The sequence below is a fragment of the Lysinibacillus sp. NPDC056232 genome (genome assembly GCF_042267565.1).
Classification (GTDB): Bacteria; Bacillota; Bacilli; order Bacillales_A; family Planococcaceae; genus Lysinibacillus.
Genome location: NZ_JBHJTF010000011.1, coordinates 15011 through 29414, shown reverse-complemented (window position 1 = coordinate 29414; position 14404 = coordinate 15011). Strand labels below are relative to the sequence as shown.

The 14404-nt window shown below is 36.8% G+C and carries 11 protein-coding genes and 1 riboswitch; of the genes, 7 read left to right on the top strand and 4 right to left on the bottom strand.

Annotation, left to right across the window (positions count from 1 at the left end; translation table 11 throughout):
* Positions 1-311 precede the first annotated feature (311 nt).
* The 3 genes from ACFCYJ_RS10475 to ACFCYJ_RS10465 all read left to right on the top strand — a co-directional run bounded on the left by ACFCYJ_RS10475 (position 312) and on the right by ACFCYJ_RS10465 (position 4626).
* Entirely contained in the window at positions 312-1802 is a 1491-nt protein-coding gene (locus ACFCYJ_RS10475; protein WP_376073908.1) for an amidase family protein, read from the top strand.
* A gap of 1064 nt (positions 1803-2866) precedes the next feature.
* A complete protein-coding gene (locus ACFCYJ_RS10470; RefSeq protein ID WP_376073907.1) occupies positions 2867-3367 on the top strand; it encodes a sigma-70 family RNA polymerase sigma factor in 501 nt (166 codons plus the stop codon).
* Positions 3364-4626, top strand: coding sequence for a DUF4179 domain-containing protein (locus tag ACFCYJ_RS10465; RefSeq protein ID WP_376073905.1), 1263 nt, complete (start codon positions 3364-3366; stop codon positions 4624-4626). The genes ACFCYJ_RS10470 and ACFCYJ_RS10465 overlap by 4 nt, the downstream gene beginning before the upstream one ends.
* Before the next feature lie 495 nt (positions 4627-5121).
* On the opposite strand, the gene ACFCYJ_RS10460 is transcribed toward ACFCYJ_RS10465, so the two are convergent.
* Positions 5122-5508: a spore coat protein gene (locus ACFCYJ_RS10460; protein WP_376073903.1), complete on the bottom strand. Its 387-nt coding sequence runs from the start codon at positions 5506-5508 to the stop codon at positions 5122-5124.
* Between the two features lie 324 nt (positions 5509-5832).
* Positions 5833-6016: riboswitch (cobalamin riboswitch) on the top strand.
* 27 nt (positions 6017-6043) lie between these two features.
* Between ACFCYJ_RS10460 and ACFCYJ_RS10455 the strand changes: the two genes are divergently transcribed.
* The 3 genes from ACFCYJ_RS10455 to ACFCYJ_RS10445 all read left to right on the top strand — a co-directional run bounded on the left by ACFCYJ_RS10455 (position 6044) and on the right by ACFCYJ_RS10445 (position 7363).
* Entirely contained in the window at positions 6044-6166 is a 123-nt protein-coding gene (locus tag ACFCYJ_RS10455) for a hypothetical protein (protein WP_376073902.1), read from the top strand.
* Between the two features lie 101 nt (positions 6167-6267).
* Positions 6268-7032 carry a hypothetical protein gene (locus tag ACFCYJ_RS10450; protein ID WP_376073900.1) on the top strand — a complete coding sequence of 255 codons (765 nt, stop codon included), beginning with the start codon at positions 6268-6270 and terminating at the stop codon, positions 7030-7032.
* Positions 7033-7087: 55 nt separating this feature from the next.
* Positions 7088-7363, top strand: a complete 276-nt coding sequence (locus tag ACFCYJ_RS10445) for a hypothetical protein (protein WP_376073898.1) — start codon at positions 7088-7090, stop codon at positions 7361-7363.
* Positions 7364-7465: 102 nt separating this feature from the next.
* Here the strand turns inward: ACFCYJ_RS10445 and ACFCYJ_RS10440 are convergent, their stop codons facing one another.
* Positions 7466-9406 carry a GTP-binding protein gene (locus ACFCYJ_RS10440; RefSeq protein WP_376073897.1) on the bottom strand — a complete coding sequence of 647 codons (1941 nt, stop codon included), beginning with the start codon at positions 9404-9406 and terminating at the stop codon, positions 7466-7468.
* 494 nt (positions 9407-9900) lie between these two features.
* On the opposite strand from ACFCYJ_RS10440, the gene ACFCYJ_RS10435 reads away from it, so the two are divergent.
* Entirely contained in the window at positions 9901-11889 is a 1989-nt protein-coding gene (locus ACFCYJ_RS10435) for a S9 family peptidase (protein WP_376073895.1), read from the top strand.
* Positions 11890-11996: 107 nt separating this feature from the next.
* Here the strand turns inward: ACFCYJ_RS10435 and ACFCYJ_RS10430 are convergent, their stop codons facing one another.
* Positions 11997-12539, bottom strand: a complete 543-nt coding sequence (locus tag ACFCYJ_RS10430; protein ID WP_376073893.1) for a GNAT family N-acetyltransferase — start codon at positions 12537-12539, stop codon at positions 11997-11999.
* 648 nt (positions 12540-13187) lie between these two features.
* Positions 13188-14384: a class I SAM-dependent rRNA methyltransferase gene (locus tag ACFCYJ_RS10425; RefSeq protein ID WP_376073892.1), complete on the bottom strand. Its 1197-nt coding sequence runs from the start codon at positions 14382-14384 to the stop codon at positions 13188-13190.
* Between the last annotated feature and the right edge of the window lie 20 nt (positions 14385-14404).

Here is a 14404-nt window from a genome sequence, read left to right as displayed (position 1 = left end):
TATTCCTTTATATGCGATGTTTATTTGGCAATTCTTCAAACCTGAGAAAGCAATTTTAAACGGACAAGTAACGCTATTTCGATATTTTAAAGACAAGAGTGCAATAGAGGGGCAGAAACGTAAGAACTTTAAAAGAGATCTGACCGAGAAAGAAATAGTGCAAACAAAAATTAGTTCTGTTATAGGTGTTGTATTTTTAACGATAATTCTATTAATGATAAGCCTAATATAAATGTTTAGACTAAAGTAATTAAATACTATAATGATAGAAGAAGCGTATCGATTTGTATTGAAAGCAAGGGGGAACTTAAATGGGGATAAAGTTTAATAGCTTTTTTAGAGAAGAATTGTCAGTAATTGATATTCAGGTAGCTTTGGAACATGGTGAGATTACATCAAAAGAATTAACAATGTATTATTTACACAGAATTGCTAAGTATGATCAAGATGGACAGAGAATTAATTCTATGCTTGAAATTAATCCTGAAGCGATATTTATTGCTGAGGCATTAGATGAAGAAAGACGAACAAAAGGGGCTAGAGGGCCTCTACATGGAATTCCGGTTGTTTTAAAAGACAATATCGAAACGAAAGATTTTATGCATACTAGTGCAGGAGCAATAGCATTAGAAAACTATGTAGCTGGGCAGGATGCATTTCTAGTAAAAAAGCTCCGTGAAGCGGGGGCTGTTATTTTAGGGAAAGCAAATATGACTGAATTAGCGAATGGTATGTCGAGTACGATGTGGGCGGGGTATAGTTCTCGAGCTGGACAAACACTTAATCCTTATGGAGATCCAGAACTTTATGTGGGAGGATCCAGCTCGGGGTCGGCGGTAGCAGTGGCATCGAATTTTGCTGTTCTATCAATTGGAACGGAGACAGATGCCTCGATTTTAAGTCCTGCTATTACAAATTCAGTAGTCGGCATAAAACCGACTGTAGGGCTCATAAGTCGTCAGGGCATTATTCCATTTACATACTCTCAAGACACAGCAGGACCAATGGCAAGAACGGTTACAGATGCAGCTATTTTATTGGGCGTATTAACAGGAGTAGATAAAGACGACGTAGCTACATATAAAAGTGAAAGAAGGATACAGCAAGACTACTCCATCTTTTTAGATGCTACAGGATTAAAGGGCGCTAGAATTGGTGTTTATACGAATGCCTCCAAAACTTATTATGAGTCAGAGGAATATGACGAAACCCTTTTTAATAATGCAATTCAGGTTTTAAGAGAGCAAGGGGCCGTTATTAATGAAGACATCGAAATCCCTTCTTTTCACAGAGACTGGAAAAGGGGAGTAATGCTCTATGAATTAAAGCATAGTTTAAATAATTTCCTTGTAAATTTACCTTCTCACATGCCTGTAAATTCTATCTCTGAGTTAATTCAATTTAATAAACGTTCAAGAGAAAAGTCGTTGAAATATGGGCAGGACAAATTGGAATCAATAGAGAATTTACCGAACATGTTAAGAGATTCTGACTATTTAAATGCCAAATTAGAGGACTTGTATTTTTCTCAAGAGCAAGGAATAGATTATACATTAAAAAAATATGAGCTAGATGCGATAATGTTTCCATCATATATAGGCTCGACAATTAGCGCGAAAGCCGGATATCCGTCTATTGCCGTCCCAGCGGGGTATATGGAAAATGGGAGACCGTTTGGCATAACATTCGCAGGCACTGCATTTAGTGAGGATGTTTTAATAAAACTCGCATTTGCATACGAACAAGCAAGTAAATTACGAAAAGCTCCGAAGTTGTATGAAGATCCTACCAGACTCAACTAACTTTAAAAATGGCTGTTTTCCTAAAGATTGGTGCTGTTAAAAGAAAAAGGCAGATTTAATCTACTAAACGTGAAGAAATTTTATCTTTTTATATTTCGTGAATCATTAGGTTCCGTTAGTTGAATAATTCATTTGTTCATTTTTGGGTTAAATTGTATACAATAGTTGTAAAGAAATCTTTACTTTTGGAAGCGTGGACAGGATGATTATAATTTTAGAGCCTTGGCATCATTTCAGGCCAAATTATTTAGAAATGAAGCTGGATTAATACAAGAACAATTTGCTAAAGAACTAAGAATAACGGGACAAACAGTAATTGCAATAGAAAATCACCTACAATCCTAGTTAAAAGTTGGGCTCTCTAAGATTTTTTTATGAAAATGTAGAGAATATTTTCATTTTTGAGGAGGATGAGTCTAGTGCATTCTGACAGAAAAAAATCGATAAGTATTTGGTTGTGCGTTGCGACTTTAGTTGTAATTAATTTGTTAGTTGCTCTATTTGAACAGCCATACTCATACGGGTCTATACCTATGAGTATAATTTTGCTTTTGGGCGTTATCCGATATTACAACGGAAAAAGAGAACGAGATAATTGAAGACGAACGCACAATTCAAAATAGGAATAGGTACAATCAAAATTTACTTTTCTGGTCGATCATCATTGTATTAGCTGTTCTAGCTATACTACTTCTAAATGGTATTAAATCTGTTTCAATAGAGAACATTATTTTAGCTTTTTGTATGATATTGCTCGGAGGTTTTACATTCAACAGTTATATTTCAAGGGAAAAATAGGCGCCCAGAAATGGACACCTATTTTTTTATTTGAAGGGAGCAAAAATTTTAGAAACACCGAGACTACAAGGTATTAGATGAAAGATTGTTGCTCTTCAACTAACGTCGCAGGTTCGTTGAAGAAGGAATTAAAAACTTATGTCTTCAAAGGAACATCTTTGATGCAAAGATTAAAGGCAAATCCATAGACGGTTTCCTATATAATTTTAAAATTTTTGAACGAAATGAAGCATCGCTCCGTCTAATGGAGGAAGGAGGCGAAAAGGATGGAATTTGAAATCGTGCAGCGTGCTATTCGTGGGGATCATCAAGCGATACTTTCACTTATTGAAATGGATGAAGATATTTTATATCGCATGGCTTTTACATATTTGAAAAATGAGCAAGACGCTTTAGACGTGATGCAGGACCTAGTTTACAAGGCACTGAAAAAAATGCATACCGTTAAACAGCACGAATATGCCAGAACATGGCTCGTGCGCGTCTTAATCAATTGTTGTAAAGACCATTTACGAAAACGTCAACCAACCGTTTCAATTCAGGAACATCACCAAGTTGAATGGGTCATCTACTCTGATATGGAGCGGCTATTGGAACATTTATCCTTGTCGGAGCAGCAACTCGTCTATATGAAATATTTTCAGCAACTAAAAAACAAAGAAATTGCCGAACTAAATCAAATTCCGGAGGGTACTGTAAAGTCTAAGCTTCATTACATACTAAAGAAGCTTAGAAACTTCGCTGGAGAAAAGGAGGACTGGCTATGAGTAAACTACCGATTGACGTTCCAAAGGAGAAACTTCAACAAGTACGGATGGATATGTTTCGTAAAGTTCAACGAGAAAAAAGAGCAAAGAAGCGCATTGTTTCGGTTTCAATAGCCTTTTTGTTTTGCTTAAGCTTTTTATTTTCAATTCGTGTTTCTCCTACGATTGCTAGCCATGTTGCAAAAATACCTGGCTTTCAAGTAATTGTATCTGCGGTTGTAAGAGATAAAGGAATAAAAGATATTGTGGACAATGACTACTTTGAAGAAATCAATGTGACGCAGTCTAAAAATGGACTATCGCTTACTTTGCAAGGCGCGATTGCTGATAATTCGGGATTAGTACTTTACTATGACGCCGATGCCTCATTTGATATTTCGGAATTACACTTGGAGGGAGTTCAATTGTTCCAAGGGGACAAAGAAATTGAAGGCGGAGGTTCATTTACGGGCAATCAATCCTATCAAACACGCATCTCTTCTTCAGTAGATTATAGTTTTTCTGAGCCTTTCGCTTATACATCAAAGGATTTTAAAGCGGTTTTTCATTTTTATGAAAAAGATAAGGGGAATATTGAAATTTCGATTCCGTTTTCACTACAAAATGAAATCGCTAAGGAGAAAATTTTTACTGCGAATCGTACTGTAAATGTCGATGGTCAGAAATTTACGATTACAAAAATTCGCCGATCTCCATTAAGAATGGCACTCGATATTGAATTAGATGAAGCGAATACGATGCAAATTTTATCGCTTGAAAATATTGCGGTTGTGACGGAAAATGGGGAGCGAAGAGAAGAAGGCGTTAAAAATGGCATGTTTATAGGCAGAAATATTCGCGACGGTAAATTCACACTAAATTTACAAAGTAACTATTTCCATGATTCAGATTCACTCAAAATATTAATTGGAGCTGTTCATGCCGTTCCAAAGGGCAAGGATTTTATCGAAGTTGATTTTGGTACAAAAGAAGTACTCACGAAGCCCGATTATTTGGATTGGGATATTTCTGTAGCGCAGCAAGGTGTATCAGTTGCTGCAAAGAAATGGGATGATAGAAGTCGACATTCGTTTCTAAATAGTGCTGTAAAAGCAGATGGCACGACGTTAGAATATACAAGTGGCTCGTACTCAGATGATGAGCAGTACCTATTTGCGACGGAGAACTTTGAAAATTATGATGGCAAAGCAAAAATATATTTAAACTATTACTTCAATCCTATCGGAAAAAATATTGAACTGAATATTCCATTGCAATAAAGTAAAGATGTTCAAAAAGGCTCTCCTTTTTGAACATCTTATTAATTGTTGCAAAAGACTTGCAATGCACAAAGGTATCAGCAGAAGAACAAACAGTAGCTACTTCAAAACAAACAGACATTACTTTTACTAACGGTGCGGATTTTCTAATTATAGGCCGTAATAATTTATAGAGGGAGGGAAAAGTTGTTTAAGTATATATTGCAACTTATAATTGGAAGTTTTATTTTAGCTGTATCAACATTTATAACTTGGTATGAGGGAAGTACCATTATAGAAAAATCTTAGAATGGACGTATTCAACACCGTTTACAGAATTATTTAACATTGAGATTACTTGCAACTCGATTATTTTGTTTATTCAGCTAAATACCAGCCTTTATTTCCTACTATTATGAAAAACAAGCAACCAATAAAATTGATCGCTTGTTTTTTGTACAGCAGTTTGTTAAAAATAAAACCACTATTGAGGGATATATAACAATACTCATTTATTTAAATGAAATTTTGAGGAACACATTCACGAACACCAGAATTTCTCAATGAGTTAAATAATGCTGCACCGATTCTTAATAAAACATTGTTATCTGTTCCATTTTCTAAATCATAAATTACGTAGTATGCATTATCTACTGAAAAAATACATTTTCGTTCTAATTTAAATCCAGGTGGTACAGTTGGAAGAGTAATAACAGGTCGAATCACAGGTGTATCTCCTTCATCTCTGATAAAATTGAAAGTCTGTTGGTCAATCTCATAGATATTAACTGGATCAATCTCTACACCTTGAGCTGGAATTGTAATTTCATCTTCAACTAATAGGAAAAAGCGTTCGTTTCGAAAATTGAAAAGACTTCTCGCTCCAATTACAAATGATGCCATTTTATATATTCACCTCCTCTTCTATAGAATATTTTATTCATATTGAATACAGTTGTTTGGACAAAAAGGAAGGTGGAGTGAAGAATAATTATAATAACAATTTATAGTAATTGTTCTAGCATGACTGGTAAAAGGCGGATGGATAAATGATTGTGGTTACAGCATTTGGTTTGAAAGATATGATTGGCATGGGAGAAGAACAGACTATTAACAGGTCGTTCAAATAAAAATAATCACAATTGACTTGCTATTAACTAGAACACCCTTTACTATTAAAGGGAATAATTAGAAAAGAATATGTCTTGTCTGATCTATTTAACAACTGAATAGCGTGGAGTAATAGGTGTAAATTGCGTGCAATTTACTTAAAAGGGAAGTCGGTGCAAATCCGACACTGTCCCGCAACTGTAAATGTGAGCGACTTTTCAGATACCACTGTTTAACGACGGGAAGGGGAAAAGTAGCGATGATCATGAGTCAGGATACCTGCCTATTATGAGTACACACCATAACCCTACGAGGAATAGGAGGTGGCATGTTGACAAAACAGAATGCTCTGTTCGTCACTGTACGTCAAACGCCCAAAATAAAAGAAGGTAGTCGCTTTCGAGGCAATTCTTTTATGCTTGGGTATAATTTGACATTATGTGACGAATGAAAAAGATAGAATGAAGGATTTCCTCTAGTTGTAGGAGATCCTTTTTTTATGCGAAAGAATACTTCCGTTTTGAAAAATATGTACGAAAAGAGGATGCAAGTATGACGAATATTCATGTATGTACAGCACAAGAATCGCAATATGTAGATATGGAAATTTGTAAGCAACCACGCACTGAAGTTGCCAAGAAAGCTACAACAAGAATGGTCGTAGAATCACTGGTCGATCAATTAATAGCTAACAATCTTATTAGTAATGAAAGATTGTTTGATCAAATTTTATATAACAAAGATATTATTTGGATTCAAAATGAACGTTTTAATGGGCACCTTTTTGGCAAGGCGAATATTACAGATCAGCTTAAAACAAAAACAAATGATTTTATGATGTATATGCCGACAAATCCAATTGTGTACGAGGTGAATGGTGAGCAGTATCATTTAATTACACGCATCGATTCGACTCGTGCAAAACCAAATTTAGAGCGACTTTCCCAAGTCCCTAAGGCAATACTAAGTGCTGCTCGGGTCAATGATTTATTGTGTTCGATAGTGATGCGCTTTTATGAAGTATATGTAGAGGATTTATCGCAAGTAGCTCATAAAAATAAACAACTGATCAATTTTGTAGAGCAAGAGTACCATCAATTTTTAAAAGCGGTGAAGGAACTAAATGATTATCATTTAAACTGGCACCCACGTGGTAATGGTCATCAGCTATTGGTTGAATTGATAGATAATTTGCAACTTTTAAAAAGTCGCCCTGGCAAGGTTTTAATGGATTTCTCTAATTCCCATAGCTGTGTTGTCGTAGAACGTTCATTTCCCATTTTCAAACAGACACAGAAAACGAAACAAGCTTTGTGAATCTAAGATGCGGGGGATAAGATGAATGTCCCCAGGAGAAAGGTATATTCCTTGCATGATCGTAGAATGGCGTCGCCAGCATAGGATTGATATCCGCGTGGGGCAAGAGAATACCCGCGGAAGGAAGGAAAATACCCGCGAAAGCAGGAGAAATACCCGCGGAAGGAAGGAAAATACCCGCGAAAGCAGGAGAAATACCCGCGGAAGGAAGGAAAATACCCGCGGAAGCAGGGGAAATACCCGCGCGAAGCAAGAATACCTGCGGAAGGAAGGAAAATACCCGCGAAAGCAGGGTAAATACCCGCGCGAGGCAGGGGAATACCCACGGTAGCAAAATAACTCTCCACGAAATATAAAAAAACCCCGTAAAAGTTAGATAGGTGTCTAACTTTTTCGGGGCAGTTTAAACAAATCATGTCCTGTTTCTATAAATTTAGTCAATACAGTGCATCGCAGCTTGTGCCTCATGCCATGGAACGGAGTAGCCCTTGCCTTTTGCACAAAAAATACTAGAGGATGTATATTCGGGATCGGCGTTCTTATCGTAGCCAATTTGCGCAATAATGTCTTCTGTATTGTGACACGCGTCATAGCCATCAAATTGTAGTGAAAGTACGCCCTTCCCATTGGTGTAGGCGGCAAATGTTGTGCTGTAGTTCATAAATGTTGCGACAGGAGCTCGACCGGTTACAATCGCATCATGTTCAGTTAAGATTGGTGCGTCAAATGTACCGGCAGCTTGCTGAATATCGGTCATCATGCGTCCAATAAAATCACTAGGGGCTTTAAGTTTAAAGCGGTAATACGGCTCTAGTAATACATTTTCAGCTTGCTCCAGCCCTTGCCGTAATGAACGGAATGTTGCTTCACGGAAATCGCCACCTTCAGTATGTTTATTATGTGCGCGTCCCGTTAAAAGCGTGAAGCGTATATCTGTCACGGGAAAACCAGTTAACAGCCCATGATGATCGCGCTCGAATAAATGTTTTTCGATAAGTCGTTGATGTCCAACTGATAAATCATCCGCATGGCATGCATTGACAAATGTATTGCCGGAACCGCGTGTATTTGGCTCCATTAATAAATGGACTTCTGCATAATGTTTTAATGGCTCAAAATGACCATAGCCTGTCACAATTGTGGCGATCGTTTCCATATACAAAATCTGTGGTTCGCTAAATGAAATGTTTAGCGAGAAGCGTGTATGAAGCACTTCGATAAGCACCTCGAGTTGGATGACGCCCATAATATGTACATGAATTTTTTGGAATTTTTCATGCCATAGCACACGTAATGAAGGTTCTTCTGCTTCAAGTGTGCGGAACATTTTTAATACTTCCTTTATATGCTGATCACCTTCATAGTGTACTTTTGCCTGTAACGTCGGTACTAACTCATAAGGTTGTGGATTACTAGAATAACCAATGATATCGCCGATGTTTGCTTGGCTAATCCCTTTAACTGCAAATATTTCCCCAGCTTTAACCTCTTGAGCTGTCTCATAACGACTGCCATTGTATAGTCGAATTTCCGTCACTTTTTCAGTCTCGTCCCCAAATGAAAGTTCATCACGGACATGTAACGTTCCTTGCAAAGCCTTGATAAACGTTAAGCGTTGATGCCCATCGTGACGAATTTTAAACACCTCACCTTGAAACGGAGCATTGTACTTAAAATGTGTCTCTGATAATAGGGGGAGCTGTGATAGGAATTCCTTTATCCCAATATCTTTTAAGGCAGAGCCAGTAAAACATAAAAAGGCCTTTTCTTGTTTAATCATTTGATGTAAATGAGTAATGCAGTTTGAGCTATCCAATGTCTCATTAAGAAAAGCATCGAGTAGCTGCTCATTACGTTCAGCAAGCCATTCTTTCATGTCGTTTGAAACATAGTCAGAACGGAGCGGTTCGTCTACGAATAGAACATCCGCAGAGCAATCCTTTTGAAGCTGCGCCATAACGGCTTCAACATCTGCCCCTTCACGGTCAATTTTGTTGATAAAGAAGAAGGTTGGGACGTGATATTGGCGTAAAAGTTGCCACACTGTTTCCGTATGACCTTGTATTCCTTCGACGGCACTAACAATGATGATGGCATAATCCATAACCCGAATGGCACGCTCCATCTCTGGAGAGAAATCGACGTGCCCAGGTGTATCGATTAACGTATATGTATCATCTCCAAGCGTCATGCGACCTTGCTCCGCAAAAATCGTAATGCCTCGCTGACGCTCCAGCTCATGATTATCTAGAAATGTGTCTTGGTGATCCACTCGCCCACGAGCTTGAATACTGTTTGTATGAAATAGTAATTGCTCAGAAAATGTTGTTTTTCCTGCATCCACGTGAGCAAGTACTCCAATTGTTACATGCATAAAAAAATCCTCGTTTCTATTCATTCATTTATCAACATTGTAACAGAATTGGGATGAAAAATATTTCGTATAGTGTTTATATATTTATGGTTATGATTTGTTGATATTTTGCGGGACGTACAGTCAGTAAAACTGCATAGCTTATAAGGATAATAGCTATAGAACTATACAAAATTTTTTACCGTTTTTTCTTAAAAAGATAGATCGAATCACAAAAAATAACTCTGTTGTTTTTGCCACATATCCATCTCCTAATTAAATCTATTTTAAGAGATTCTTTTATTATAGCTAATGTAGTATAACATCTCTCTAGGAGTGCTCTCTTTATTGATGGGGATTTGACTTTCTACTTGCTAAAAAAATGGCGATTTAACTATGTCATTCCATGTAAATCATTTGATAAACAATTTCTTCTTAAAAGAAGGAATAATACTTAGGGCGTCGAAATATTGTACTAGGTAATGAAATTTTCACACAAAGGGGATAGGGAAATTATGACGTTGAAACAAGGGATGAAACCAGAAGATCTATATCAATTAAAATCAGTGGCAGATCCACAAGTATCACCTGATGGAACAGAAGTTGTATATGTACAGACTCATATTGATGAAAAGAAAAAGGACTATGTGTCTAATTTATTTTACATAAACTTGAATGATAAAAAACCGCAACAATGGACATTTGGTGAAGATAAAACGAATTCACCTGTTTGGTCTCCGGATGGCAGTAAAATCGCGTTTGTGTCAACGAGGAATGGCAAGCCGCAAATTTTTGTTCTTTCAAAAGCAGGTGGGGAAGCGAAACAAGTTACGAATTGTAAAAACGGTGCGACATCGCCTGTTTGGTCTCCATGTGCTAAGAATATAGCATTCTCAGTAAAGCTGGGAAAAAATGAAAGCATTGATGATAAAACTGATAATGATAAGAAAGATGATAAAGAACTTAAACCACTTGTAATAGAAAAGATGAAATATAAGTCAGATGCTGCTGGGTTTATTGATATGGAGCAATTTTCTCAAATTGCAATCGTCAATCTGGAATCTGGAGAATTAGAGCTAGTGACGGAAGGAAAACATAATTTACAACTTGGTACATGGTCTCCAAACGGAAAATATCTTTCTTACTCGGCAGACTTAACAGAGGATCTAGATTTTTCATTCATAAGTGATATTTACTTATTGGATTTAGAGACGAAACATGGTCGCAAGCTAACGGAAGGAACGGGGATGTTCTATCTTACTTCATGGTCTCCGAATAGCCGCTACGTAGCTTATGTTGGCAGTGAACGAGAATTTGAAAATGCGACACAAGCAAAGCTGTGGATTTATGATTTGGACAATAACAATACGACATGTGTAACGAGTGAATTTGACGCGCCAGTCGGTGATTTTGTTGTCGGTGATTTCCTGCAAGGTGTAGTTGCTCCGCGTGTACAATGGTTGGAGGATAATAAAAGCTTTTACTTCCAAGTGACAGACCATGGAAATACAGCTATTTATTTTGGCAATCTTTCTGGAGAATTATATCCAGCGATTAACGATGATCAGTATGTCTATGGTTTTTCACTTGATCATAAAAATGACAAAGCGGTAGTCGCAATCAGCACGACTACAAATCCTGGCGATCTATTTTACGTAAATTTAAATACTGGTGAAAAGGAACAGCTTACGACAGTTAATGAAGAATTTTTAATGTCGAGAGCATTATCTGTTCCAGAAGCAATTGAATATGAAGGGGCAGATGGCTGGAAAGTAAGCGGTTGGATGATGAAGCCTATTGGCTATAAGGAAGGGAAAAAGTATCCACTTATTCTTGAAATCCATGGTGGACCGCACGCTATGTATGCCAACTCCTATTTTAACGAATTCCAAATCCTTGCTGCACAAGGTTATGCTGTTCTCTTTACGAATCCGCGTGGAAGCCATGGATATGGTCAAAAATTTGTGGATGCAGTTCGTGGCGATTATGGCGGCAATGATTATAATGATCTTATGGCCGCTGTTGATTATGCATTGGAGCATTATGATTTCATTGATCAAAACCGTCTTGGTGTTACAGGTGGGAGCTATGGGGGCTTCATGACAAACTGGATTGTCGGTCATACAAATCGCTTTAAAGCTGCTGTTACGCAACGTTGCATTTCTAACTGGATTAGCTTTTACGGCGTAAGTGATATCGGCTATTATTTCAATGACTGGCAAATCCAAGCGGGGCTAGACAATATAGAGAAACTATGGTATCATTCGCCACTTAAATATGTAGACAATGTGGAGACGCCACTGTTAATTTTACACAGTGAAAAAGACTATCGCTGTCCTATTGAACAAGCAGAGCAATTATTTATTGCCTTGAAACATCGTAAAAAAGAAACTAAATTTGTTCGCTTCCCTGAATCCAATCACGAACTTTCTAGGAGCGGAAAACCAACGTTAAGAATCAATAGACTGGAATACATTAGGGATTGGTTTGTGGAATATCTATAAGAGAAAATTTGGTGGCCTAAGAGGTGAAAGTACTTCTTAGGCCACCTTTTATTTTAAATTAAGGTGAAGGAACTAAATGGTTGGAAACATCTTTTTGAGAAACTGGGCTATTCATTAATAATTCCATAATACACCAAATCCTCGTATTTTCCGTCTTTAATGATATGATCTTTTAAAATGCCTTCTTGTTTCATGCCAATCTTCTCCATCACTTTTCCTGAAGCGGGGTTTGTTGAAAAATATCGGGCAAACACTTTGTGAAGTTTCTTTTCTTCAAAAGCAAATTGAATAATCGATTGCGCCGCCTCCGTGGCATAGCCTTTTCCCCAATATTCCTCGCCAATCCAATAGGCGATTTCACCTTGATTAAAATGTTGATTATTCGATAATGCAATGGCTCCATATAATTCGCCGGTTTCCTTATCTGTAACTGCAAACTCATACGAAATATCCTGCATAAAATGATCATAATGATGCTCCATCCACGATAAGGCATCATTTAAACAATATGGATAAGGTAGGTACATGGTGCTTTTGTAAATATTATAGTTATTACAAAGCTTAGCAACGGTTTCTGCATCGGATGTTTGAAATAATCTAAGAACGAGTCTTTCTGTTGTAATCAATAATTTTTCACGAACATATCCCATACAATCATCTCCATTTATCGATATTTGATAGAAGCAGTTGAAAATCCTTTTTCTGTTTATTTGTAGAAGAGCATATACAGTAATCTTTTTTTATGTTTACGAACCCAATATTTTAGCAAGGAATAAGTAAAATCCATAGAGACCGAAAGATGCAACACATAAGCAGATAACAAAGATGGACATAATGTTATCAAATGAACTATTTGTTTTATAATTCTTTAAAATAAATAATCCGAAAACGATTCCTAGTAGAAATAGTAAAGGCCAAAAATTAGAAATGACATTAAGTGAAAAAATAGTAGATGTTGAATTAATAAAATAAATTGTACAGATCAATCCAAAAGTTAATGAAGTCATTGTCATAAAGATTGAATTCATTTTTAAAAATCCCAATCTAATTCACACCTTCTTTAGTTTTCTTCCATTGTTTGCCGGCTCGTACCAGCAAAGTTGAAGATGACAAATGTTAAAACGTATGCGCCCAGTCGGAACAGAAACAAACCCTATGATATGGTTATAGAACAATAATTTGTAAATAACATTATATAACATTCTGAGAATTCGAACAATATAACAAAAGGGTTCATCTTAGTATTTCTGCCAAACAAAAAGACAGAATCATTAGGAAACGATTCTGTCTAGGTTCATTTAGTTAAGTTTTTTAATAAAAACAACCTTTAGGTAATTGAATTCTGGATATTCTCGTGTGGCACGGAAATCCTTTGGTAAGCTGTATTCTTCAACAATTTTATAGGCTGTTTTAGTTTCTTTAAAGGCTTGGTCAATAAAGCTCTTGAACTTTTTCATCCCAAAGCTTGCATTGTTTGTTGAGGCAACAATTATACCGTTTTTCTCCGTAATAGCAATTGTATCTACGAGTAATTTAGGGTAGTCTTTCGCAGTTGAGAACGTTCTTTCTTTCGTGCGTGCAAAGCTTGGTGGATCTAAAACAACTAGATCATATTTTAAATTGTGGCGCTGTGCATATTTAAAATAATGAAAGACATCCATAACTTTAATATCTTGTGATTCGTAGTCAATACTATTGACGCTAAATTGCTCAATTGTTTTGGCTAAACTACGCTTTGCCACATCTACACTTGTTGTTTTTACTGCTCCTCCAAGTGCCGCGGCGACAGAAAATGCTCCTGTATATGAGAAGGTATTGAGCATATTTTTACCTTCTGCATAACGTTCACGAATAGCAAGTCTCACTTCTCGTTGATCAAGGAAAATACCTGTCATGGCTCCATCGTTTAAATTGACAGCGTATTTCATATTATTTTCCGATACGATAATTGGGAATTCGCCAGGCGTTCCCATGACAAAATCGTCCTGTTCCATATACTGGCCTTTCGTATCGAAACGTTTTTTCTCATAAATTGCCTTGTAGTCTACAGTTTCTGCAAGTGCTTCATATACTTCTTCTTTAAATGAATAAATGCCGGCGCTATACCAGCTCACCATATAGTAAGAATCGAAAAAGTCGATGGTTAAACCGCCAATGCCATCACCCTCGCCATTAAAGATTCGGAAGGCTGTTGTGTGAGGATTGTTGAAAAATGCTTCACGATTTTGTAGTGCTTTTTTAAATTTTTTCATAAAAAAGGCTTTGTCTATTTTTTCGTTAGCATCGGTTGTTAGCACCCAACCAATACCTTTGTTTTGTAAGCCGTAGTATCCTGTGCCAATAAAACGGTTATGAATATCCGTGAGTCTCAGTATTGCACCTTCCTCATTTGGAAGATGACGTGCATCAACTGCATCTTTTGAAATGAGAGGATAGCCTTTTTTTAATTGATTAGAAAATGGATTGTTAATTTGTAAAGCAATAGTTTGTGTCATGTTGTCATCCTTTAAAAAAC

What these genes read in the sequence shown, in the direction of transcription:
- ACFCYJ_RS10475 (WP_376073908.1), top strand. Translation starts at nt 312, where the DNA reads ATGGGGATAAAGTTTAATAGCTTTTTTAGAGAAGAATTGTCAGTAATT.
- ACFCYJ_RS10470 (WP_376073907.1), top strand. Translation starts at nt 2,867, where the DNA reads ATGGAATTTGAAATCGTGCAGCGTGCTATTCGTGGGGATCATCAAGCG.
- ACFCYJ_RS10465 (WP_376073905.1), top strand. Translation starts at nt 3,364, where the DNA reads ATGAGTAAACTACCGATTGACGTTCCAAAGGAGAAACTTCAACAAGTA.
- ACFCYJ_RS10460 (WP_376073903.1), bottom strand. Translation starts at nt 5,508, where the DNA reads ATGGCATCATTTGTAATTGGAGCGAGAAGTCTTTTCAATTTTCGAAAC.
- ACFCYJ_RS10455 (WP_376073902.1), top strand. Translation starts at nt 6,044, where the DNA reads ATGTTGACAAAACAGAATGCTCTGTTCGTCACTGTACGTCAAACGCCC.
- ACFCYJ_RS10450 (WP_376073900.1), top strand. Translation starts at nt 6,268, where the DNA reads ATGACGAATATTCATGTATGTACAGCACAAGAATCGCAATATGTAGAT.
- ACFCYJ_RS10445 (WP_376073898.1), top strand. Translation starts at nt 7,088, where the DNA reads ATGATCGTAGAATGGCGTCGCCAGCATAGGATTGATATCCGCGTGGGG.
- ACFCYJ_RS10440 (WP_376073897.1), bottom strand. Translation starts at nt 9,406, where the DNA reads ATGCATGTAACAATTGGAGTACTTGCTCACGTGGATGCAGGAAAAACA.
- ACFCYJ_RS10435 (WP_376073895.1), top strand. Translation starts at nt 9,901, where the DNA reads ATGACGTTGAAACAAGGGATGAAACCAGAAGATCTATATCAATTAAAA.
- ACFCYJ_RS10430 (WP_376073893.1), bottom strand. Translation starts at nt 12,539, where the DNA reads ATGGGATATGTTCGTGAAAAATTATTGATTACAACAGAAAGACTCGTT.
- ACFCYJ_RS10425 (WP_376073892.1), bottom strand. Translation starts at nt 14,384, where the DNA reads ATGACACAAACTATTGCTTTACAAATTAACAATCCATTTTCTAATCAA.